General features: G+C 66.2%; 22 protein-coding genes. 14 read left to right on the top strand and 8 right to left on the bottom strand.

Features of this window, described 5'->3' with window-relative positions:
• Window positions 1-124 precede the first annotated feature (124 nt).
• The 4 genes from FBZ90_RS14415 (at window position 125) to FBZ90_RS14400 (ending at window position 3,646) form a co-directional block, all read left to right on the top strand.
• Window positions 125-1,045, top strand: a complete 921-nt coding sequence (locus FBZ90_RS14415) for a hypothetical protein (protein ID WP_145733149.1) — start codon at window positions 125-127, stop codon at window positions 1,043-1,045.
• Window positions 1,046-1,223: 178 nt separating this feature from the next.
• Window positions 1,224-1,784: an ATP-dependent protease subunit HslV gene (gene hslV, locus FBZ90_RS14410; RefSeq protein ID WP_145733146.1), complete on the top strand. Its 561-nt coding sequence runs from the start codon at window positions 1,224-1,226 to the stop codon at window positions 1,782-1,784.
• A gap of 8 nt (window positions 1,785-1,792) precedes the next feature.
• Window positions 1,793-3,103 carry an ATP-dependent protease ATPase subunit HslU gene (gene hslU / locus FBZ90_RS14405; protein WP_145733144.1) on the top strand — a complete coding sequence of 437 codons (1,311 nt, stop codon included), beginning with the start codon at window positions 1,793-1,795 and terminating at the stop codon, window positions 3,101-3,103.
• Between the two features lie 318 nt (window positions 3,104-3,421).
• On the top strand, window positions 3,422-3,646 hold the full coding sequence (locus tag FBZ90_RS14400; RefSeq protein ID WP_145733142.1) for a hypothetical protein: 225 nt from the start codon (window positions 3,422-3,424) through the stop codon (window positions 3,644-3,646).
• Between the two features lie 146 nt (window positions 3,647-3,792).
• Here the strand turns inward: FBZ90_RS14400 and FBZ90_RS14395 are convergent, their stop codons facing one another.
• The 3 genes from FBZ90_RS14395 to FBZ90_RS14385 all read right to left on the bottom strand — a co-directional run bounded on the left by FBZ90_RS14395 (window position 3,793) and on the right by FBZ90_RS14385 (window position 6,855).
• Window positions 3,793-3,993 carry a hypothetical protein gene (locus FBZ90_RS14395; protein WP_145733140.1) on the bottom strand — a complete coding sequence of 67 codons (201 nt, stop codon included), beginning with the start codon at window positions 3,991-3,993 and terminating at the stop codon, window positions 3,793-3,795.
• Between the two features lie 433 nt (window positions 3,994-4,426).
• Entirely contained in the window at window positions 4,427-5,677 is a 1,251-nt protein-coding gene (locus FBZ90_RS14390; RefSeq protein WP_145733138.1) for a dicarboxylate/amino acid:cation symporter, read from the bottom strand.
• A gap of 167 nt (window positions 5,678-5,844) precedes the next feature.
• Window positions 5,845-6,855, bottom strand: coding sequence for an amino acid ABC transporter substrate-binding protein (locus FBZ90_RS14385; protein WP_145733245.1), 1,011 nt, complete (start codon window positions 6,853-6,855; stop codon window positions 5,845-5,847).
• 653 nt (window positions 6,856-7,508) lie between these two features.
• On the opposite strand from FBZ90_RS14385, the gene FBZ90_RS14380 reads away from it, so the two are divergent.
• Together FBZ90_RS14380 and FBZ90_RS14375 are read left to right on the top strand one after the other, a co-directional pair.
• On the top strand, window positions 7,509-7,973 hold the full coding sequence (locus FBZ90_RS14380; protein WP_145733136.1) for a (2Fe-2S)-binding protein: 465 nt from the start codon (window positions 7,509-7,511) through the stop codon (window positions 7,971-7,973).
• A gap of 2 nt (window positions 7,974-7,975) precedes the next feature.
• The gene (locus FBZ90_RS14375; RefSeq protein ID WP_145733134.1) at window positions 7,976-10,174 is read left to right on the top strand and encodes a xanthine dehydrogenase family protein molybdopterin-binding subunit; all 2,199 of its coding nucleotides are present in this window, start codon (window positions 7,976-7,978) and stop codon (window positions 10,172-10,174) included.
• Window positions 10,175-10,374: 200 nt separating this feature from the next.
• On the opposite strand, the gene FBZ90_RS14370 is transcribed toward FBZ90_RS14375, so the two are convergent.
• On the bottom strand, window positions 10,375-10,851 hold the full coding sequence (locus tag FBZ90_RS14370; RefSeq protein ID WP_145733132.1) for a MarR family winged helix-turn-helix transcriptional regulator: 477 nt from the start codon (window positions 10,849-10,851) through the stop codon (window positions 10,375-10,377).
• Between the two features lie 369 nt (window positions 10,852-11,220).
• Between FBZ90_RS14370 and FBZ90_RS14365 the strand changes: the two genes are divergently transcribed.
• The 3 genes from FBZ90_RS14365 (at window position 11,221) to FBZ90_RS14355 (ending at window position 13,847) form a co-directional block, all read left to right on the top strand.
• Window positions 11,221-12,312, top strand: a complete 1,092-nt coding sequence (locus FBZ90_RS14365) for a fumarylacetoacetate hydrolase family protein (RefSeq protein WP_246130408.1) — start codon at window positions 11,221-11,223, stop codon at window positions 12,310-12,312.
• 27 nt (window positions 12,313-12,339) lie between these two features.
• Entirely contained in the window at window positions 12,340-13,008 is a 669-nt protein-coding gene (maiA, locus tag FBZ90_RS14360; RefSeq protein ID WP_145733130.1) for a maleylacetoacetate isomerase, read from the top strand.
• A gap of 92 nt (window positions 13,009-13,100) precedes the next feature.
• Window positions 13,101-13,847, top strand: a complete 747-nt coding sequence (locus FBZ90_RS14355) for a DUF599 domain-containing protein (RefSeq protein WP_145733128.1) — start codon at window positions 13,101-13,103, stop codon at window positions 13,845-13,847.
• 141 nt (window positions 13,848-13,988) lie between these two features.
• Here the strand turns inward: FBZ90_RS14355 and FBZ90_RS14350 are convergent, their stop codons facing one another.
• Complete coding sequence (locus FBZ90_RS14350) at window positions 13,989-15,059, bottom strand: lysine-2,3-aminomutase-like protein (protein ID WP_145733126.1); 1,071 nt, start codon at window positions 15,057-15,059, stop codon at window positions 13,989-13,991.
• Window positions 15,060-15,285: 226 nt separating this feature from the next.
• Here FBZ90_RS14350 and FBZ90_RS14345 point away from each other — a divergent pair, with 226 nt between their 5' ends.
• From FBZ90_RS14345 to FBZ90_RS14335, 5 genes are all read left to right on the top strand, one after another.
• Complete coding sequence (locus FBZ90_RS14345) at window positions 15,286-17,247, top strand: S9 family peptidase (RefSeq protein ID WP_145733124.1); 1,962 nt, start codon at window positions 15,286-15,288, stop codon at window positions 17,245-17,247.
• A gap of 278 nt (window positions 17,248-17,525) precedes the next feature.
• On the top strand, window positions 17,526-17,816 hold the full coding sequence (locus tag FBZ90_RS28810) for a BPSL0067 family protein (protein WP_145733122.1): 291 nt from the start codon (window positions 17,526-17,528) through the stop codon (window positions 17,814-17,816).
• On the top strand, window positions 17,698-18,168 hold the full coding sequence (locus FBZ90_RS28385; protein ID WP_420872600.1) for an STY0301 family protein: 471 nt from the start codon (window positions 17,698-17,700) through the stop codon (window positions 18,166-18,168). Before FBZ90_RS28810 ends, FBZ90_RS28385 begins: the two co-directional genes overlap by 119 nt.
• Window positions 18,168-18,530 carry an STY0301 family protein gene (locus FBZ90_RS28805; RefSeq protein WP_420872603.1) on the top strand — a complete coding sequence of 121 codons (363 nt, stop codon included), beginning with the start codon at window positions 18,168-18,170 and terminating at the stop codon, window positions 18,528-18,530. Before FBZ90_RS28385 ends, FBZ90_RS28805 begins: the two co-directional genes overlap by 1 nt.
• Window positions 18,531-18,541: 11 nt before the next feature.
• Entirely contained in the window at window positions 18,542-18,856 is a 315-nt protein-coding gene (locus FBZ90_RS14335) for an STY0301 family protein (RefSeq protein WP_145733120.1), read from the top strand.
• Between the two features lie 48 nt (window positions 18,857-18,904).
• Here FBZ90_RS14335 and FBZ90_RS14330 read toward each other — a convergent pair whose 3' ends face one another.
• The 3 genes from FBZ90_RS14330 to FBZ90_RS14320 form a co-directional block, all read right to left on the bottom strand.
• A complete protein-coding gene (locus FBZ90_RS14330; protein WP_145733118.1) occupies window positions 18,905-19,135 on the bottom strand; it encodes a hypothetical protein in 231 nt (76 codons plus the stop codon).
• A 20-nt stretch (window positions 19,136-19,155) separates the two neighbouring features.
• A complete protein-coding gene (locus FBZ90_RS14325; protein WP_145733116.1) occupies window positions 19,156-19,671 on the bottom strand; it encodes a hypothetical protein in 516 nt (171 codons plus the stop codon).
• A gap of 440 nt (window positions 19,672-20,111) precedes the next feature.
• Complete coding sequence (locus tag FBZ90_RS14320) at window positions 20,112-20,675, bottom strand: PDDEXK family nuclease (protein ID WP_186455806.1); 564 nt, start codon at window positions 20,673-20,675, stop codon at window positions 20,112-20,114.
• Window positions 20,676-20,690: the final 15 nt, after the last annotated feature.

Here is a 20,690-nt window from a genome sequence, read left to right as displayed (position 1 = left end):
CAGGGGGCGCGCGTGCCCGTCGCGGGGCTTGGGGCGGCGCCAACGATGGCGCCGCCGGCTCATGCGTTAACGATAGTTTCATTTATTTATTCTCTCTTTGATAGAATGCCCTAGGCTGGATAATGTGGCCTTTGGTCGTAAAGGCTTGGGTGTTGTCAACCTGATCGATCTCGATCTGAGTGTCAGGGAAGGGGATGTTGACGTGACCAGTTCCGATTTATTCAGCGTGTTGAATGCCGGCGCCGGTCAGTCGATCCTCAAGTCCGTGCTGGGTAAAAAAAGCCAAGCCACGATGCCCGATACGACCAGCGCCCTATTCCAGCCCAGTAAGAAATCCGCCGCCGCGAAGACGTTTGGCAGCGTGCCGACCCAGGGCAAGAGCAGCGACGTCTCCCCGGCGCAGGGCGATGCGGTGATGGTCAGCAAGCTGGGGGCGGCCCTGACCGGGCGGGCTGCGGATTTCTTCAACGTCATGGATGACAAGGCCAAGGCGAAGCTGGAAGGGCTGGTGAACAGCGGCCAGGTCAGCGCTGAAGACGCCGTGAAGGGCCTGCAATATTGGGCGGACACCACCAGCTTCGACAAGGCGATGGCGCAGGTTCCGTTGTCCAATGATGAACAGGCCCTGGCCACCCAGCGGGACGATCGTCAGGCCGTGGCGCAGGCCGCATATGGCGCTGTGTTCTCGGCCGTCGGGAACGCGGGTGCCATTCAGCAGCAAATTCAGAAGCTGACCGACTCGGGGCAGGCCGTTCCCGACGACTTGATGGCGCAATACCAGGCGTCGGTGGCCCAGGCGTCAGCGCTGGGGGCGACGGCCGCCGCCGCCCAGGAGCAGGCCGCCAACGCCCGATCCGTCAACGTCACAATTTTCCAGGACCACTTCAACGTCGTCGCTGCGGCCAAGGCGGCCTCCGGACATCCCGATGGCGCCGTCATGTATAGTTCCGACGACGGGGCCGCGGCTGACCGCCTGGCAGCAGCCGGCTTCACCCGCCTGGATTTGAAAGGCACGTACGATGCCTATCCGGCCATCCCGCTTTAAGGCCCACCGGGTCCCTCAATTGTGATGACAGTGAAAGGCCAGGCTCCCGAGAGTCTGGCCTTTTTCGCGCTGCGAACTCAACGCCGCCGGTCCGGCCCTGGCTTGACCCGCATCATCGCCATCCCACATACCGTGGGCCCTTATCCGATTTCCCGCTTTCCAACCGGAACCGCTTCCCATGTCCGACTATGGCAAGACCCACGACCCCATCCAGTGGCACGGCACCACCATCCTTTCCGTCCGCAAGAACGGACAGGTGGTGGTGGCCGGTGACGGCCAGGTGTCTGTGGGCAACACGGTGATGAAGTCCAACGCCCGCAAGGTGCGGCCGCTGGCCGGCGGTTCGGTCATGGCCGGTTTCGCCGGCGCCACGGCCGACGCCATGACCCTGTTCGAGCGGCTGGAGGCCAAGCTGGAACAGTATCCGGGCCAGTTGACCCGCGCCGCCGTGGAGCTGGCCAAGGACTGGCGCACCGACCGCTACCTGCGCCGCCTGGAGGCGATGATGGCCGTGGCCGACCGCCAAGCCAGCCTGATCCTGACCGGCAATGGCGACGTGCTGGAGCCGGAGGACGGCATCATCGGCATCGGCTCCGGCGGCCCCTACGCCCTGGCCGCCGCCCGTGCCCTGATCGACCAGCCGGACCTGGATGCGGAGGCCATCGCCCGCAAGGCGCTGGGCATCGCCGCCGACATCTGCGTCTACACCAACCGCAACATCACCCTGGAAAAGATGTGAGCCCGGCGATGACCTCGTTCTCCCCCCGCGAAATCGTCTCGGAACTGGACCGCTACATCGTCGGCCAGAAGGATGCGAAGCGCGCCGTGGCCATCGCGCTCCGCAACCGCTGGCGCCGCCAGCAATTGCCGGAAGGCCTGAAGGAGGAGGTTCTGCCCAAGAACATCCTCATGATCGGCCCGACCGGCGTGGGCAAGACCGAGATCGCCCGCCGCTTGGCCAAATTGGCCCAGGCCCCCTTCCTGAAGGTGGAGGCGACCAAGTTCACCGAGGTGGGCTATGTCGGCCGCGACGTCGAACAGATCGTCCGCGACCTGGTGGAGATCGCCATCACCCTGACCCGCCAGCGCCTGCGCAAGGAGGTGGCGGCAAAGGCCGAACTGCGCGCCGAGGAGCGGGTGCTGGACGCCTTGGTGGGCGAGGGGGCCTCGGCCGAAACCCGGCAGAAGTTCCGCAAGATGCTGCGCGAGGGCCAGCTGAACGATAAGGAGATCGAAATCCAGGTGCAGGACAACGCCGCGTCCGCTCCGGCCTTCGACATCCCCGGCATGCCCGGCGGCAGCATGAGCATGATCAATCTGGGCGACATCTTCGGCAAGGCCTTCGCCGGCCGTACCAAGGCCCGCCGCATGACCGTGTCCGAAAGCCACACGGTGCTGATGGCCGAGGAGTCCGACAAGCTGCTGGACAACGAGACGGTGGTGGCCGAGGCCATCCACGCCGTGGAGCAGAACGGCATTGTCTTCCTGGATGAGATCGACAAGATCACCGCCCGCTCCGAGAACCGGGGCGGCGGCGACGTCAGCCGCGAGGGGGTGCAGCGCGACCTGCTGCCCTTGATCGAGGGTACGACGGTCAACACCAAGCATAGCGCGGTGAAGACGGACCACATCCTGTTCATCGCTTCCGGCGCCTTCCACGTCGCCAAGCCGTCGGACCTGTTGCCCGAGCTGCAGGGCCGCCTGCCCATCCGCGTGGAACTGAAGCCGCTGACGGAGGAGGACTTCCGCCGCATCCTGACGGAGCCGGAGGCCAGCCTGATCAAGCAGTACGTGGCCCTGCTGAAGACCGAGGACGTGGCCCTCAGCTTCACCGACGACGCCATCGACGAACTGGCACGCCTGGCGGTGCAGATCAACAGCACGGTGGAGAACATCGGTGCACGGCGCCTGCACACCGTGCTGGAACGCCTGCTGGAGGAGATCAGCTTCACCGCCGCCGACCAGGCCGGCAGCAGTGTGGCCATCGACGCCGCCTATGTGCGGGAGAAGGTGTCGGACCTGGCCAAGGACGCCGACCTCAGCAAGTTCATCCTGTAACGCCGTCGGCCCGAGGGTCGACAGCGGGAAGGGCGGGGCCGTAGGGTCCCGCCCTTTTTCGTGAGCGCTTTTTGGGGCGCCGCGCGCCGCCGTCACGTCCACCCAAGACGGGACACGGACGCCGGGTTCAGACAACGGTGTCTTGGCTTTTTAATCCGTTAATGGATTATTTGACTTAAATTTCATTTGCGACCGAAGTGTGTGATCTATGACACAGAGACTCTGTTTAATGAAAATATAGACTATTTATACCTTAAGGGGGGTTTGATAGGCCCCACGGGTAACTTTATTGTTCCCGCACAGGATCAACCCAGGAACATGACATCCGGGGGCAAGATGAACAGCGATGCAGGAGAGACGGTGGCGGACCTGCCACTGGTTCGGGTGAGACCAACGGCGGACAAGAGCGCCGGGCGCTGGCTTTTGCTGGCCGTCACCGCCGTGGGCATGATCCTGCTGGCGGCGTGGTCGTCATCGGGCGAGTCAAATGCCGCTCCCGCCAAGGTACCGGCCCAATTGTCGGGGGCTCCGGCCGAACAATAACCTGGCTTGATCAGGTTCCGTTGTTCGCCGGGCGGCCTTTGGGTCGCCCTTTTTATTTGTCGAATCGCTGAGTTTCGTTTGCAGGGTACGCTTCCGCCGCCGCCCCAGCGGTGGTTCAGGGGGCGGCGGGCTGACGGCGGGCGGTATCAGGCATGTCCCAGCACGGCATCCGCCGCAGGAACCTTGGCAGGGGCCGCCTTGACGGCGGGCTTGGTGGTCTTTTGGGCCACGCTGCGCATCAGTTTCAGCACATCGTCGCGGTAAACGCCGTCGCGCTCCATCATCAGGCGGACCACCGGGTCCTCCAGCATGTCGGTCAGGCGGGGTTCGTGGTGCACCATCATCATGTTTCACCCTCCCTTCTGGGGCCCGTCTCGGGCATCGTCCCAAGCCTGCGTCAGAAGCCTGCGTCAGGCCCGGGGTTCCAAGGCCCACCCCCCTTTTTCACCAGGGGCCAGGCCGGCCATCCGCCGCCATGGGTCAAGCATGACCATGGCAGACGGCTATGACAGGGGCATGTCGGGTTTGTGGACGCCAATGTCAGCAGCCATCGGGCATACCCTTGCCGTATAATCGGTTGTACGGTGCCGGGGCCCTGGAATTGTCGCGCTCCGGGCGGGGTAGGGCGCCCTGCCGCAGGAAGGGCCAGAAAGGCGTGGCGGTACAAGCCGTTAACCAAATGCCGGCCAAAAGCGGAACGGAAAACGGCGGGCCCGAGGGCCCGCCGTTGATCAGGGGTGCGTCCTTCCACCACCCAAAGGATGCCGTTACCAGAGGCGGTCAGATGTCCTCTTCCCCGTCGGCCAAGTGGCCGGTGCCCAGCAATCCTTCCCACTTGGCGATGACGGCGGCGGCCACGGACACGCCCACCACGTTGGTGGCGCTGCGTCCCATGTCCAGCAGGTGGTCGACGGCCAGCACCAGTACCATGCCCTCCGACGGGATGTGGAAGAAGGGCAGGGCCGCGGCGATGACCACCAGCGAGGCGCGCGGCACGCCGGCGATGCCCTTGCTGGTCAGCAGCAGCAGGCCCAGCATCTCCACCTGCTGGCCAATGCTGATGTGGATGCCATAGGCCTGGGCGATGAACATGGTGGCGAAGGTGCAGTAGATCATCGAGCCGTCGAGGTTGAACGAATACCCCAGCGGCAGGACGAAGCTGACGATCTTGCGGGCCGCCCCGAAGGCCTGGAGCCGTTCCAGGGTGCGCGGGTAGGCCGCCTCGGAACTGGCGGTGGAGAAGGCCAGCAGCACCGGCTGGCGGATGGCGCTGACCAGTTCGCGCACGCGGCCGCCAATGAAGGGCACGGCAGCAAGCAGCAGCACCCCCCACAGCAGCGCCATGGCCAGGTAGAAGCCGCCCACGAACTTCACGTAGCTGCCCAGCACCTGCAGCCCCTGCGTCGTCACCGTGGCGGCCAGGGCCGCGAAGATGGCGATGGGCGCGAACATCATGACGTAGCTGGTGATCTTCAGCATGACGGTGGCGATCTGTTCCACCAGGTGCACCACCACCGGCACCTTGTCCTTTACCGAGGCGATGGCGATGCCGGCGAAGATGGAGAAGACGACAATCTGCAGGATCTCGTTGTTCGCCATGGCCTCGATGACCGACCGGGGCACGGTGTGCTCGATGAAGTTCTTCAGGGTGAAGACGGCGGCGTCCGGTGCCTTGCCGCCCGTGGTCGGGTCGGGTAGGGCCATGCCCACGCCGGGTTCCAGAATCTGCACCATGACCAGGCCCAGGACCAGCGAGACGATGCCGGCCAACAGGAACCAGCCCAGCGTCTTCACGCCCACGCGGCCAATGGCGGCCACATCCTCCATATGCGCGATGCCGACCACCAGGGTGGAAAACACCAGGGGGGCGATGATCATCTTGATCAGCCGCAGGAAGATGTCCGTCAGGATGGACAGCGTGCTGGCCAGCGAGGCCCCATCGGCCGCCGGCAGGCTGTGCCCGACGGCGCCCACCGCGATGCCGGCGACCATCGCGCCCAGGACGAACAGCGTGAAGCGCTTTTGCTGCATTGAAACCTATCCCCCGATGGCCAGCGCCCCGCCCCGGTCGATCCGGCGGGGCGACTGTGGCGCGGTCAAATTTTCTGTTGCTGTCTACTTGCCTTGAAACCGGTCCCGACACAACGGCGGCCTTTGCCCGGAAGGCTCGTCCCTACCGGAATTGTTGTGTCTTTCGATCACCGTATGGGCATGGCGTACATCAGGCCGCCCTGGTTCCACAGGGCGTTCAGCCCCCGGTTCAGGCGCAGCACGGAATTGCGGCCCACATTACGCTCGAACACTTCGCCGTAATTGCCCACCTGGGCGATGATGCGCACCGCCCACTGGTCGTCCAGGCCCAGCGATTTGCCCAGGCCGGCCCCGGTACGCACGCCCAGCAAACGTTGCACGCCCGGTGCGGCCGAGGCCAGGTTGTCCTGCACGTTGGCCTTGGTGATCCCGCGCTCCTCCGCCTCGATCAGGGCATAGATGGTCCACTTCACGATATCGAACCACTGTTCGTCCCCCTTGCGCACGGCGGGCGCCAGCGGCTCCTTCGAGATCAGCTCGGGCAGGATCAGGTAATCGTCGGCGCTGGTCGTCTGGGCGGCGCGGGTGGCGGCCAGCGCCGACGCGTCGGTGGTGTAGGCGTCGCAACGGCCGGCGAAAAAGGCGGCCACCAACTCCCCCAGGTCCTCGATGGCCAGGGGGGTGTACTTCATGCCCGTGGACTGGAAATAATCGGCCAGGTTCACCTCGGTGGTGGTGCCCTGCTGCACGCAGATGGTGGCGCCATCCAGTTCGCGCACGCTGCGGGCATGGAAGGACCGGCGCACCATGAAGGCCTGGCCGTCGTAATAGACGGGCGGGGCGAATTCCATGCCCTGCACATCGCGGCTCAGCGTCCAGGTGGTGTTGCGCGACAGCAGGTCGATCTCACCGGCCGCCAGGCTGCTGAAACGCTGGCGGCTGCCCAGGGGGATGAAATGCACCTTGTGCGCGTCCCCCAGCACGGCGGCGGCGACGGCGCGGCAGACATCCACGTCCAGTCCCGACCATTCCCCGTTGCTGTCCGGCGCGCCGAACCCCGGAAGCCCGGTGTTGACGCCACAGCGCAGGGCGCCGCGCTGGCGCACCTGCTCCAGCGTGCCGCCCGCGACGGGGGCCTTGGCCGCCGCCCGCGCCGGGGGCGCCAGCGCGGCGGCCATCGTCAGCGCCAGGCCCAGCAGCAGTGACACCGCCGCGCGCGCGCCACGCCGCCGCAGTGCGTGCCGCGCTCCATATCGTGTGGCCTGCGCTATTCCGGCTCGCCCCATGCCCCGCCCCATACCATTGCCCCGAGTCCCGTGCGGAGAGGGTCGCCTTGCCCCTCAACGGCTTAGTCCCCCTCGCCGTTTGGCGTCCAAGGCGTCGTCGCCGTCGGCCGCAGGATACAAAAGGGCCGGGCGCGCGCCTAGTGCCGAGGGCTCGGCGGACGATGTTTCCGCGCGATGACAACAATAAGGTCAACTGTTTGGATTGATGGAATGAACGCTATATCTGAATGGAAATAGCGGGTCCAGCAAAGTAAAGGCCGCGACAGGGGCGTCCGGACCGGCTGTCACATGGGAATAATCGGGCGATTTCGCAAGACCACCATTTGGCCGAGTTGGCCATTTCTACACGATCATGGTAAAGCGATGACTTCGGCGGGCGTGGGGTTGCCCGCCATCCCGCATCCTCGCATCCCTGATCAGGGGCCGCCTTCGCCATCCGCCGCATCGGGTGGGCTTTGGCCTGGGCCCATGCTTCCCGCCGGATGGCCGTCAGGGGGCGCGGGTGGAACGGGAAACCGCACGACCAGCCCCCAGGATTGGAAGCCATGCCACCCATCAAACTCACCCTCAACGGAAAGCCCTGGTCGGTCGATGCCGATCCCGACATGCCGCTCCTCTGGGCGGTGCGGGAGATCGCGGGCAAGACGGGGTCCAAGTTCGGCTGCGGCGCCGCGCAGTGCGGCGCCTGCACCATGCATGTCGACGGCCAGCCCGTGCGCGCCTGCTCCACCCCCATCGGCTCCATCGCCGGGTCCAAGGTGACCACGATCGAGGGCATCGAGGGCAAGGTGGCCAGGGCGGTGCAGGACGCCTGGGTCAAGCTGGACGTCGTCCAGTGCGGCTATTGCCAGTCGGGCCAGATCATGTCGGCCGTCGCCCTGCTGACCGATAACGCCAAGCCCACCGACCAGGACATCGACAGCGCCATGAGCGGCAACCTCTGCCGCTGCTCCACCTATGTCCGCATCCGCGCCGCCATCCACGAAGCGGCCAAGGCGCTGGAGATCTGATCATGCCCGATGGACACATGACCCAAAGCCCCGAAGGCGCCTCCCGCCGCCGTTTCCTGCAGGTCACCGGCGGGGCCGGCGTCGGCCTGATGGTGGGCTTCACCTGGACCGGTACCAGCCGCCGGGCCGAGGCCGCCGCGGTGGCCGCCAAGGCTTTCGAGCCCAACGCCTTTGTCAAGGTGGCGCCGGACAACACCGTCACCGTGCTGATCAAGCATTTGGAGATGGGGCAGGGCGTCTTCACCGGCCTGACCGCCATCGTGGCGGAGGAGATCGACGCCGACTGGGCGCAGATGCGGGCGGAACACGCCCCCGCCAACGCCAAGCTGTACAACAACACCGCCTTCGGTCCCATCCAGGGGACGGGCGGGTCCACCTCCGTCTATAATTCCTGGACCCAGCTGCGCCAGGCCGGCGCCACGGCCCGCGCTCTGCTGGTGGCCGCCGCCGCCCAGACCTGGGGCGTGCCGGCCTCCGCCATCACCGTGTCCAAGGGCGTGGTGTCCTCCGGCACGCACAAGGCCACCTTTGGTGATCTGGCCGCGACGGCCGCGACCCTGCCCGTGCCCGCGGACGTGCCGCTGAAGGACCCCAAGTCTTTCACCCTGGTGGGCACCAAGCTGCCGCGCAAGGACAGCGCGGAGAAGACGACCGGCAAGGCCACCTTCGCCATCGACGTCGTCCAGCCGGGCATGCTGGTGGCGGTGGTGCAGCGTCCGCCCCGCTTCGGCGCCACGGCCCAGACCATCGATGCCAAGGCGGCGAAGGCGGTGAAGGGCGTGGTCGAGGTGGTGGAGATTCCGCGCGGCGTGGCCGTGCTGGCCACCTCCTACTGGGCGGCCCATCAGGGGCGGGAGGCGCTGAAAGTCACCTGGGACGAGTCCAAGGCCGAGAAGCGCGGCACCGACGCCATCATCGCCGACTACAAGGCCCTGCTGCCCAAGCCCGGCCAGTTGGTGACCAAGGAGGGCGATGTCGACGCCGTGAAGGGGGCCAAGACCGTGAAGGCGGAATTCACCTTCCCCTATCTGGCCCACGCGCCCATGGAACCGCTGACCTGCGTGGTCAAGCTGGACAAGGATGCCTGTGAGATCTGGGCGGGCGACCAGTTCCAGACCATCGACCAGGGCAACGCCGCCAAGACCGCTGGTCTGAAGCCGGAACAGGTGACCATCCACACCGTCTATGCCGGCGGCAGCTTCGGCCGCCGCGCCAATGTCGAGTCGGACTACATCGTCGAGGGTGTGTCCATCGCCAAGGCGCTGGCGGATGCCAAGGTGCAGGGCGGCAAGCTGGCTGGACGGCCGGTGAAGCTGATCTGGTCGCGGGAGGATGACGTCCGTGGCGGGCGCTACCGCCCGCTGTACGTCCATGGCATGGAGGCCAAGCTGGGCGCGGACGGCGGCGTGCTGGCCTGGCGCCACCGCATCGTCGGGCAGAGCATCATGGCCGGCGGCCCGTTCGACCAGCCGGGCAAGCCCGATGCGACCTCGGTCGAGGGCGCGGCGGAAATCCCCTACACCATCCCCAACCGCCTGGTGGACCTGCACACCACCACCTCGCCCGTGCCGGTGCTGTGGTGGCGGTCGGTGGGGTCCACCCATACCGCCTTCGCCGTGGAAACCTTCATCGACGAACTGGCGGCTGAGGCCAAGCAGGACCCCGTGGCCTTCCGCCGCACGCTGATGGAAAAGCACCCGCGCCACCTGGCGGTGCTGAACCTGGCGGTGGAAAAGGCCGGCTGGGACAAGCCCCTGCCCAAGGGCTGGGCGCGGGGCGTGGCGGTGGCGGAAAGCTTCCGTTCCGTCGTCGCCCATGTGGCCGAGGTGTCGCAGGACGACAAGGGCCGCATCAAGGTGGAGCGTGTGGTCTGCGCCGTCGATTGCGGCATCGCCGTCACGCCGGACGTGGTCAAGGCGCAGATGGAGGGCGGCATCGGCTTCGGCCTGGGCGCTGTCATGTTCGGCGCCATCACCATGACCGACGGCGTGGTCGACCAGTCCAACTTCGACAGCTACCGCTGCCTGCGCATCGATGAGATGCCCAAGGTGGAGGTGCACATCGTCCCCAGCGCCAACCCGCCCACCGGGGTGGGCGAACCGGGCGTGCCGCCCCTGGGGCCGGCGGTGGCCAACGCCATCGCCGCCCTGACCGGCAAGCGCATCCGCGACCTGCCCTTCGCCGGGTCGGTCAGCGTGTGAGTGAAGCGCGACGGTGGCCCTTGTCCCGCCACCGTCGCCTTGACGCGCCAAGCAGCGGCAGGAGGTTTGGCCTCGTGCCGCTGTAGGCTGCGACCTTTTGTTATGTAAATAGATGGCCGCCGGAAGCTTCCGGGGAGCGCAGCGGACTGGAAGCTGAGGATGAGCCAAAGGCCCGGATGGGCCTGCCGGCGCCTGAGGAATTAATCCAAAGAATCCGACAGCGGCGTGGACGCGGGAATCTCCTCGGCCACCCGTTGTTCCAGCCGTTCGATCAGCGCCCACAGCTGGGCGCGTTCGGCGTCGGTCAGCACGGACAGCAGCTGCGCTTCCCAGGCCAGGGCCTCCGGCGCCACCTGGGCGTACAGGTCGCGCCCCTTGCGGCTGAACGACAGGCGCAACAGGCGCTGGTCATGGGGGTGGGGCTGGCGGTCCAGCAGCCCGGCGGCCACCAGCCGGTTCACCGCCCGGCTGACCTTGGCCTTGTCCATGGCCGTCCGCTCCACGATGTCGTTGGACGACAGCGGCTGTTCCTGGCCCAGGGTGGCGAACACCCGCCACTCCGGAATACTGAGGCCGAAGCGTTCCTGATAGCGTGTGGCCAGCGCCAGGCTGACCTTCTTCGACAGGATGTTCAGGCGATAGGGCAGGAAGCGGTTCAGACGCAAATCGGGGGGCATGGGGGGCCTATGACCAAGGGGGCCTGCAACAAGAGGCCTGTAACAAGACGGTGGCGGTGGCGCCTGCGGCAGGGGGCCGCTTGACAGGGCAAGCCAACCCAGCCTACTGTAATTATAACGTTTCATTTGAAACGATAAAACCGACCGCTGTCCATCCCGTCATTGGGGTTGCCTTAACGGGCGCCGCCCCGGGGATGGAAGACGGGTTGGGAGGAAACAGCCCCGTTCTTTCGTGGTCTCAAGGCGCCGCCATCCCTCGTGGATGTGTCGGCCGCCTTGAGGGCGCCGTTTTTCCTGCCGACCCTGCTGGCCCGCCGGGCTCCGCCTCAAGGTCGCGGCGGCCGTGAAGACGACTGAAGAAGGGCCCCCATGAAGTTGGCTACCCTGAAATCGCTGGACCGGACATTGGATGGCGCCTTGCAGGCCAAGGTGGGCCGTGACGGCATCCTGGTCGTCGTATCGGCCGACCTGGCGCGTTGCCGCGCGGTGCCGGGCATCGCCGCCACGCTGCAGCAGGCGCTGGACGACTGGGCCCAGGTGGCCCCCCGCCTGGCGGAGGTGGCCGCCGAACTGGATGAGGGCATTGCCCCGTTCGAGGCGTTCGACGAGGCCGTCTGCATGGCGCCGCTGCCCCGCGCCTACCAGTGGGCGGACGGCTCGGCCTACGTCAACCATGTGGAACTGGTGCGCAAGGCGCGCGGCGCCGACATGCCGCCCAGCTTCTGGACCGACCCGCTGATGTACCAGGGCGGATCCGACAGCTTCCTCGGCCCCCGCGATCCCATCCTCATGGCCAACGAGGCCTGGGGCATCGACCTGGAGGGGGAGGTGGCGGTCATCACCGGCGACGTGCCCATGGGCGTGTCGGCGGCGGAGGCGCGCGGCCTGATCCGCCTGGTCATGCTGGTCAACGACGTGTCCCTGCGCGGCCTGATCCCGGGGGAACTGGCCAAGGGCTTCGGCTTCTTCCAGTCCAAGCCGTCCAGCGCCTTCGCCCCCGTGGCGGTGACGCCGGACGCGCTGGGCGACGCCTGGCGTGAGGGCAAGCTGCACCTGGACCTGCTGTCCTTTATCAACGGCCACCCCTTCGGCCGGCCCAACGCCGGAGTCGACATGACCTTCGATTTCGGCCAGTTGATCGCGCATGCTGCGCGCACGCGGCCGCTGGTCGCCGGCACCATCATCGGGTCCGGCACCGTGTCCAACAGGGGGCCGGACGGCGGGCCGGGCCTGCCCATCGCCCAGGGCGGTGTCGGCTATTCCTGCCTGGCGGAGGTGCGCACGGTGGAAACCCTGCTGCAGGGCCAACCCCGGACGCCCTTCCTGCGCTTCGGCGACAGCGTGCGCCTCGAGATGCGGGACGCCGCCGGCGCCAGCATTTTCGGCGCCATCGAGCAGACGGTGGCCGAATACCAGCCCCAGCCGGTGGCGCCCGAGCCCGTTCCCGTCCCGGTGCCCTGACGGGCGATCTTCCACAAGGACCGCCTCATGGCCTCGCTCGCGCTGTACACCTATTTCCGCTCCTCCGCCGCCTATCGCGTGCGCATCGCCCTGAACCTGAAGGGTCTGACGGCCGAGCAGGTGCCGGTGCACCTGCTGCGCGATGGCGGGGAGCAGTTGAAGCCCGACTACCTGGCCCTGAACCCGCAGGGCCAGCTGCCCACCCTCGCGGTGGATGACGCGACCGGCCATCACCTGCTGACCCAATCGCTGGCCATCGTGGAGTATCTGGACGAGGTGTACCCCACCCCCGCCCTGCTGCCGGCCGACCCCATCGCCCGGGCCCGTGCCCGTGCCGTCGCGCTGGCCATCGCCTGTGACATCCACCCCCTCAACAATCTGCGCGTCCAGAAATACCTGAAGGGTGAAATGGGCGTTGATGAGGAACGGGCCGGCCGCTGGGTGCGCCACTGGATGGAAGCCGGCCTGGCGGCGGTGGAGGCGATGGTGAGGCCCCATGTGGGGCGCTTCTGCGTCGGCGACGCGCCCGGTCTGGCGGACCTGACCCTGGTGCCGCAGATGTTCAACGCCCGGCGCTTCAACGCCGACCTGTCCACCTGCCCCACCCTGGTGGCCATCGACCAGGCCTGTCTGGCCCTGCCGGCCTTCGCCGATGCCGCGCCGGAGTGCCAGGCCGACGCGCCGCCCGCGGCCTGACGGCGCGAGGGCCTCAAGCTTCCGCTCGCCTGGCGGGCGGGCTCAAGGCATGATGCGGGGCCTTCCATCCCTCTCCGATCGCAGCCCCGCCCATGCCCTTTGACCTGGCGCCGCTGGACCTTCTGGCCCTCACCACCTTCTTCGTGTTGTGGGGCGGCTATAACGTCATCTTCCGCCTGCCGGGGGCGCCGGCCAGCCTGAACCTGCACATGCGCACGGTGCGCGAGGTGTGGATGCGCAACATGCAGGCGCGCGACACCCGCCTGCTGGACGGCCAATTGCTGGGCCACCTGATCCAGAGCGTGTCCTTCTTCGCCTCCACCACCGTGCTGCTGATCGCCGGCGACCTCAGCGCCCTGGTGAATGCCGACCGGCTGGCCGCCCTGGTGGACAAGATGCACGTTGCCAGCACCGCGTCGGGCGCCCTGGTGGAGGTGAAGCTGTTCCTGCTGCTGGGCGTGCTGGTCTACGCCTTCTTCCAGTTCACCTGGGCGGTGCGGCAGTACAACTATACCTGCGCCCTGATCGGCGCCATGCCCGACGCCACCAACCATCCGCCCAGCGTGGATGTGGAAGAGGCGGCGGACGCGGCGGCGACCCTCCTTTCCCTGGCGGTGCAGAGCTTCAACGCCGGGGTGCGGGCCTATTACTTCGGCTTCGCGGCGCTGGGCTGGTTCGTCCACCCCCTGGCCTTCATGGCCTCCACCGCCCTGGTGATCGTGGTGCTGGTCCGCCGCCACTTCCACTCCCGCGCCTTCCACGCCGTGCGCCGCTTCGGCACGGCGGTGCAGATGGTGCTGCCCGAACGCACCCGCCCCCTGCCGCCCGAAGGGGGCTGATCCCACCGGCGGCATCTTGATCATGCCGCTGTAGGCCGCGACTGCGGCCGCCGGACCTTTTCGGGGAGCATCAGCGGACTGAAAAGGGAGGACAAGCCTGCCGGCCGGATGGCCGCGCCCGGCGCTGAGGGAGTTTTAAAACTACTCTTCGCTATAAGCGTGCCGGCCGCCGCGCGGGTCGGTGACGGTCCAGCCGCCTTCGCCGTCGGGGGCCAGGTAGTCGGCGGTCAGGGGCACCTTGCCGTGGCCGCCGGGGATGTCCAGCACATAGGTGGGCTGGCACAGGCCGGAGACATCGCCGCGCAACTCACGCATCAGGGCGCGGCCACGCTGGATCGTCGTGCGGAAATGGGCCGTGCCCTTGGCCAAATCCCCCTGGTGCAGGTAATGCGGCTTCACCCGCGCCTGGACCAGGGCGCGGAAGGTGCGGGTCAGGGTGTCGGCGTCGTCGTTGACGCCCTTCAGCAGCACGGTCTGCGACAGCAGCGGGATGCCGGCGTCGACCAGGCGGGCGATGGCGCCGCGCGCGGCGTCGTTCAGCTCGCGCCAATGGTTGGCGTGCAGCATCAACCAGCTGGCGATGCGCTTGCCCTTCAGGGCCGCCACCAGTTCCGGCGTCACGCGGTCGGGGTCCACCACCGGCACGCGGGTGTGGAAACGGACGATGCCGACATGGGGGATGGCGTCCAGGCGGGTGACGATCTCGGCCAGGCGGCGGGGGGACAGGACCAGGGGGTCGCCCCCGGTCAGGATGACTTCCCACACCTCCTCGTGTTCGGCGATATAGGCGAGGGCGGCGTCCAGCTCCGCCCCGTCCAGGGTCTCGCTGCCCGGGCCCACCATCTCCCGCCGGAAGCAGAAGCGGCAGTAGACCGGGCAGACGTTGGCGGCCTTCAGCAGCACGCGGTCGTGGTAGCGGTGGACGATGCCCTTCACCGGGCTGTGCGGCCCGTCGCCGATGGGGTCGGCCAGTTCGCCGGGGGTGGTCTCCAGCTCCTCCCCCGCCGGGATGAACTGGCGGGCCACGGGGTCGTTCGGGTCGGTGGGGTCTATCAGGCCGGCCATCTGGTCGGTGACCGACACGGCGAAGCTGGCCGCCACCTGTTCCAGCACGGGCAGGGCGGCGGGCTCGGCCAGGCCGGCCTCGACCAAGCCATCCGGGGTGCGGATGGGGGCCTTGCGCGGGGCGAGCTGGCGAACGGCGATGCCCATGGGGCCTCTCCCTGGCGGTGCGTGGAACAATGGAAACACGGGTTTAGATCGACCTTGGGCGCCCCCTCGTCAAGCGGCCCGCCCGCATGGGCCCCCCGCATCGGCGTTGGCGCGCCCACCGCGCTTGGGGCACACTGCCCACCAACGCGGGGGCGAACAGTGGGACGAGGGACGGGCGATGGGGTTGAAACGGGCCGCGATGGCGGCGTTGCTGATGGGGCTTGTGATGACGAACGCGACCGCCGCTGAGAAGAAGACCGCCGCCCATGGCACCTGGGCCTCGCCCATCACCGCCCAGATGCTGGCCGGCAGCGAGGTGCGCCTGGGTGACCTGACGGTGGACGGCGGCGTGCCCTATTGGCTGGAAAGCCGTCCGGCCGAGAAGGGACGCTACGCTGTGGTGACGCCCAATGGCGCCGGCGGCATACGCGAGCTGACGGGACCGGCGGTCAACGCCCGCACCCGCGTCCACGAATATGGCGGCGGCGCCCTGCTGGCCGTTGGCGGTCGCCTATACTTCAGCAACTTCGCCGACCAACGCCTGTACACCCTGCCCGAGGCTGGCGGCGCGGCGCAGCCGCTGACGCCGGAGGGCTACCGCTATGCCGACTGCGTGGCCGGCGCGCCCGGCCACCTTTATTGCGTGCGCGAGGATCACACCGCCCCCGGGGAAGCGAAAAACGCGATCGTCTCGCTGGCAGTGGACCAGCCGGGCGATGCCGGCACCGTGCTGTTCGGCGCCAGCGATTTCGTGGCCTACCCCCGCCTCAGCCCGGATCGCAAGCGGCTGGCGTGGATCGCCTGGTCCCACCCCAACATGCCGTGGGACACCACCACGCTGTACGTGGCCGACATCACGCCCCAGGGCCTGGGCAGCCCCACGGTGGTGGCCGGCGGGCATGAGGAATCGGTGCTGGAGCCGCAGTGGGATGCCGACGGCACCCTCTACTTCATCTCCGACCGCAGCGATTGGTGGAACCTCTACGCTTGGCGGGATGGCGCCACGCGTGCCGTCTCGGCGCGAGCGGCAGAGTTCGGTGGCCCCCTGTGGAACCTGGGTCTCACGACCTATGCCCTGACGGGGCAAGGCCAGGCGGTGGCGCGCTACAGCAGCCAGGGCCTTGACCGGCTGGCGGTGATCGACCTGAAGACGGGGACGGCGCGCGACCTGGACCTGCCCGTCGTCGGCATCACCGGCGTGCGCCTGGCTGGTCCCGGCCAGGCGGTGATGATCGCCAGCTTCGCCGACGCCACCCCGGCGGTGGTGACGGTCGACCTGGCCACCGGTGCCCCCACGGTGCTGCGCCGCCCGGCGCCGGAAAACTTGGATGCCGGCCTGGTGTCCCGCGCCCGGCCCGTCGTGTTCCCCACCGCGCCCGGCCCGGACGGCCAGGCGCGTATGGCCCACGCCTTCTACTACGCCCCCACCAACCCCGCCTTCCGGGCCCCGGCGGGGGAGAAGCCACCCCTGCTGGTCAAGGTTCATGGCGGCCCCACCAGCGCGGCCAAACCCTCCCTGGACATGAGCATCCAGTATTGGACCAGCCGGGGCTTCGCCGTGGTGGACGTGAACTATGGCGGCAGCACCGGCTATGGCCGCGCCTATCGCAACCGTCTGCGCGGCAACTGGGGCATCACCGACGTGCAGGACGCCACCGCGGTGGTGGCCTATCTGGACAAGGCCGGCCTGGCGGATGCCAACCGCGCCGCCATCCGGGGCGGCAGTGCCGGCGGCTACACCACCCTGGCGGCCCTGGCCTTCACGCATGTGTTCAAGGCTGGCGCCAATTACTACGGCGTGTCGGACATGGAGGCCCTGGCCAAGGACACCCACAAGTTCGAAAGCCGCTACCTGGACAGCCTGGTGGCCCCCTATCCGGCGGGCAAGGCCGTCTATGACGCCCGCAGCCCCTTGCGGCACCTGGACGGCTTCTCCGCCCCGCTCATCACCTTCCAGGGGGCGGAGGACGCGGTGGTTCCTCCCGCCCAGTCGCGCAGCATCGTCAACGCGCTGAAGGCCAAGGGCGTGCCTGTCGCCTATATCGAGTTCGAGGGCGAGCAGCACGGCTTCCGCAAGGCCGACAGCATCATCCGCGCGCAGGAGGCGGAACTGTACTTCTACGGCCGCATCTTCGGCTTCACGCCGGCGGACACCCTGCCGGGGGTGGCGATCGACAATCTGAAGTGAGCGGGGAAGGGGCGGGTGGAAACGCCCGCCCGTCGACGGCAGCCCGATTTTTTTCCCCGAGGCCATTGCCGCGCCGGAATTTTGACCGATCCTCCTATCGCAGGTTCGGATTTCGGAGCGATGCCTCATGCCGTTCGTGGCCATCGGCTACACCGCCAATCCCAAGGCGCCCATAGGGAAATGGGTCTGTTCCCGCATATCGGCGCTAGGGCCCTATGAACCCCACCTCCTGACGATACCCGACACAACCGGACTATTGTGGGCAATGCGTTTCCTACGTGACGCAGGTATGCCCCTCCCTTCCGGTAAGCACGGGATTGTGGAGACGGGGTGACCCCGTAAAGGGAAACAAGAATATTGTTGCGGGAACCGTGATAGCGACATTCGATTCGAATGGCCATTATTATGGACGTGCCGCTATTTACGACCATCAAACCGGTGATGGAATTTATGTATATGATCAATGGATCACCGGCGCTGCCCCTCAAGCGGTTTCGCTTCGGCTTATTTTATGGAAAGGGCGAGGCGTCTCAAACGCCGGCAATAAATTCTTTATCGTCGAGCACTGATATGGCTCGACGATTCCTACTTCCATTACTTGTCAGCTTGATGTCATCGGGTTCGGCATTGGCGACAACGCCAAGCGTATGTCCCGTTCGCGGTAGTGATCCCGTTAAATACGTCAGCGTGTACAATGGAAAACCCGAGGATTTGGTAAATCTCGCCCCCGACGATGAAACCGGCAAAAATCCAAAGGAGGACAAGTTCACGCTGGACTATATCCACAAAGATGGTCGAGTGGCCACCATCCGGTGCAAGTACGAAAGTGGCGCGAGCGCGGATGTGGAGCTGAAAGATCCGGTTAAACAGTGCACGGCCTCAAGAGGGAAGTCCGGAGAGGTGACAGTTCAGTGCCGCTAATGTTTCACTGCTCATGCGGTCCATTGATCAGAGCGTCACTAACTCTGCTTCTCTGCGGCGCTTGTAAAGAAGTGGCCTTCGCGGCGCCGCAGGAAATTTGCCCAGCCCGTCCTGGCGATCCTGTCAAAAACATCTACATATTCAATGGTAAGCCAGAGGAAGAAATGTTCCTGGCGCCTGATGACGACAGGACTGGACGGAATACGTATACTGTTTCAGGCATCTATCAAGACGGCCGCTTCGTGACCGTAAGATGCAACTATGCCAGCGCCTTTTCCGTCGATGTCGAATTGAAGGAAAAGATCAGTAAATGCTTGTTCTCTGAGAATACCCCGATGGGTGAAATGCTCAGGTGTCAGTAGGTGGCGGTGGCATGACTGGCCTTGTACTTGCAGCATTGATTCTGGCGACCGTACCCAGCATGTGCCCGGTTCGCGCCGGCGATTCCGTTCAATACATCAATGTGTTCGACGGCAAGCCGGAGGACATGTTCAACCTGGCTCCAGATGATGAAGGGGCGGGGCAGGACACTTTCACGGTGGGTGAAGTCTACAAAGCCGGGCGGATGGTGACTATCCGCTGCACATACGCCAGCGGTACCGTCACCGATGTGGAACTGAAGGATAAGGTCGACCGCTGCGTGGTCACCGAGAAGAAGCCCATTGAACTGTCGGTACGCTGCCACTGAAAGCTTCTTGATCAGCCCTTGTATCCCCTGTCCTGTTGGAAAGGCCGCTCACAGCGTCACGGATCGTGCCGCGAATTGCTGTGGATGCATCCGAATCTCCGCCGCCAGACCGTCCAGGTAGGCGCTGTCGGCTAGGGCCCGCGCCGCCTCTGCCGTCGTCAGCGGAATGTTCAGTTCATATATGCCGATGCCGCCGCACAGCACCGACAGCACATGGCCGGTGCCGGTTTCATACAGGATATAGGTCCACGCCTTCTCAGCGACCTTCCGGGGCGTCATGGGCTGCATCCCTTGAGCAGTTAGCCGCCCCACCAGCGCAGGCACCGGCCTAGTTCCTTGATGAACGGGGCGTAGGCGGCCGCCTGGGGGGCGGGGTAGGTCAGTCGCGCGGTGACGACCGTGTCGCCCTTGAACAGTGTACGCTGATAGACGATGCGATCCGCATCCTTGCCCACGGTACCGGCGCCGGATACGACGAACCAGGTCTGTTTCAGTGCGGTGTAGCGGACGTCGAAACCATCCTTTTTAAGATCGGCCACCGCCTCGTCCAGTCCTTGCCGGGCTGTCACGCTCCTGACGTTGTATGCGCCGAAAGCCAGCAGTTCCGCGCCCCCGGCAGCCTTGAACGCCCGGCCGTCGCCATTGTCCGCCTCCCGCTGAGGTGTGAAGGCGCGGGGATAACAGATCGTGTAATCGAAGCGTGAGTTGGTGTAGCTGTCGTACCCGTCCGCCGCCGCTGCACCGCCCGTGGCCAGGCTCGCGACCCAGGCCATGATCATCCCCACCAGCGCACCCCGCGCCCCGTCCGTTGCCATGCCGCGAAGTTCCTTTTGGGCTTTCAGCGTCGACGGTCAATTAGATGGCGATGGTCAAACGTCAAGCGACCTCGGTCATGCGCCCGAAAATTCCCAGCAAAGTCCCAGAGGGACCAGGGCCGGGGGCGCCGGTGGGTCAATAACTTGGGGGTTCTGCGGGAGGCTGGGATTAATGGTGTCCCCGGCGGGATGGATTTTCGGCGGCCATATACCATTGAATATCAATGGCTTATGGTGGCCATGTCCTGGCGGATGTCCCGTCAAATTCCCAGCGGGGGCGCACCAATTTCCTTACGTCTTAGGCAGTCACAAGGCTGCTATCGGGTGGCAGTAGCCCCCTGAGGGCGGCAACAAGTGCCCCCACTGCGGTTGGCGACATGGCCCGGTCGTCCTTGGCTAGTAGCTTGGTTAGATTCTTCTCCATAGATTTCCTGTAAAATTCAAGCGCAGTTTGGCTCATTGCCCCCCTCCGCCGCTGCCCGCATGCGCTCTGCTGCCGCCGCCAGGTCCATATTCCTGGCGGCCACGTAGGGGTGATAGTCCGGGTTCCAGTCGTCCTCCACGCCGATAGCCCGCAGGTGATCCGCCAGCGCATCAACGGTTGCCCAGTCGAAGCCTTCACGCTTGGCCCACTGCGCCCCCGTCAGTTTGCGGCCCTTCTTCAGCCGATTGTGTGGGTTTTGCAGGCAAAGAACGATGTGCCGCTCAGGGTGAGCATCGCGGACCATGATTAGCTTGCGTTGCGCATCATCGCTAAGCCACCCCTTGGCTTCCACGATAGTTAGGCCATCGCCTAGGGTGAAGTCCGGCACATACACGCCCACCGCATACGGGAGGCGTTCGGCTTCATAGCGGACATCTGAAAGGCCCGCTTCGACCAGCGCGGCGGCGGTGGCGGCTTCATGCTTGGACCGATAAACCCGACCGCCATAGGGTGTTTCAGTGATTGTCACGCCGCCGACCAGGCGACGCCGACCGGCAACAACGCTGTAATCTTGTTCCATGGTGTTCCTCATAAA

This window comes from Nitrospirillum pindoramense, from assembly GCF_007827955.1.
Lineage (GTDB): Bacteria > Pseudomonadota > Alphaproteobacteria > Azospirillales > Azospirillaceae > Nitrospirillum > Nitrospirillum amazonense_B.
This window is presented reverse-complemented; position numbering and strand designations above follow the sequence as displayed.

Coding starts and splice junctions, on each gene's coding strand:
- hslV (WP_145733146.1), top strand. CDS start 1,224: ATGTCCGACTATGGCAAGACCCACGACCCCATCCAGTGGCACGGCACC.
- hslU (WP_145733144.1), top strand. CDS start 1,793: ATGACCTCGTTCTCCCCCCGCGAAATCGTCTCGGAACTGGACCGCTAC.
- FBZ90_RS14400 (WP_145733142.1), top strand. CDS start 3,422: ATGACATCCGGGGGCAAGATGAACAGCGATGCAGGAGAGACGGTGGCG.
- FBZ90_RS14395 (WP_145733140.1), bottom strand. CDS start 3,993: ATGATGATGGTGCACCACGAACCCCGCCTGACCGACATGCTGGAGGAC.
- FBZ90_RS14390 (WP_145733138.1), bottom strand. CDS start 5,677: ATGCAGCAAAAGCGCTTCACGCTGTTCGTCCTGGGCGCGATGGTCGCC.
- FBZ90_RS14385 (WP_145733245.1), bottom strand. CDS start 6,855: ATGGCCGCCGCGCTGGCGCCCCCGGCGCGGGCGGCGGCCAAGGCCCCC.
- FBZ90_RS14380 (WP_145733136.1), top strand. CDS start 7,509: ATGCCACCCATCAAACTCACCCTCAACGGAAAGCCCTGGTCGGTCGAT.
- FBZ90_RS14375 (WP_145733134.1), top strand. CDS start 7,976: ATGCCCGATGGACACATGACCCAAAGCCCCGAAGGCGCCTCCCGCCGC.
- FBZ90_RS14370 (WP_145733132.1), bottom strand. CDS start 10,851: ATGCCCCCCGATTTGCGTCTGAACCGCTTCCTGCCCTATCGCCTGAAC.
- FBZ90_RS14365 (WP_246130408.1), top strand. CDS start 11,221: ATGAAGTTGGCTACCCTGAAATCGCTGGACCGGACATTGGATGGCGCC.
- maiA (WP_145733130.1), top strand. CDS start 12,340: ATGGCCTCGCTCGCGCTGTACACCTATTTCCGCTCCTCCGCCGCCTAT.
- FBZ90_RS14355 (WP_145733128.1), top strand. CDS start 13,101: ATGCCCTTTGACCTGGCGCCGCTGGACCTTCTGGCCCTCACCACCTTC.
- FBZ90_RS14350 (WP_145733126.1), bottom strand. CDS start 15,059: ATGGGCATCGCCGTTCGCCAGCTCGCCCCGCGCAAGGCCCCCATCCGC.
- FBZ90_RS14345 (WP_145733124.1), top strand. CDS start 15,286: ATGACGAACGCGACCGCCGCTGAGAAGAAGACCGCCGCCCATGGCACC.
- FBZ90_RS28385 (WP_420872600.1), top strand. CDS start 17,698: ATGTATATGATCAATGGATCACCGGCGCTGCCCCTCAAGCGGTTTCGC.
- FBZ90_RS28805 (WP_420872603.1), top strand. CDS start 18,168: ATGTTTCACTGCTCATGCGGTCCATTGATCAGAGCGTCACTAACTCTG.
- FBZ90_RS14335 (WP_145733120.1), top strand. CDS start 18,542: ATGACTGGCCTTGTACTTGCAGCATTGATTCTGGCGACCGTACCCAGC.
- FBZ90_RS14330 (WP_145733118.1), bottom strand. CDS start 19,135: ATGACGCCCCGGAAGGTCGCTGAGAAGGCGTGGACCTATATCCTGTAT.
- FBZ90_RS14325 (WP_145733116.1), bottom strand. CDS start 19,671: ATGGCAACGGACGGGGCGCGGGGTGCGCTGGTGGGGATGATCATGGCC.
- FBZ90_RS14320 (WP_186455806.1), bottom strand. CDS start 20,675: ATGGAACAAGATTACAGCGTTGTTGCCGGTCGGCGTCGCCTGGTCGGC.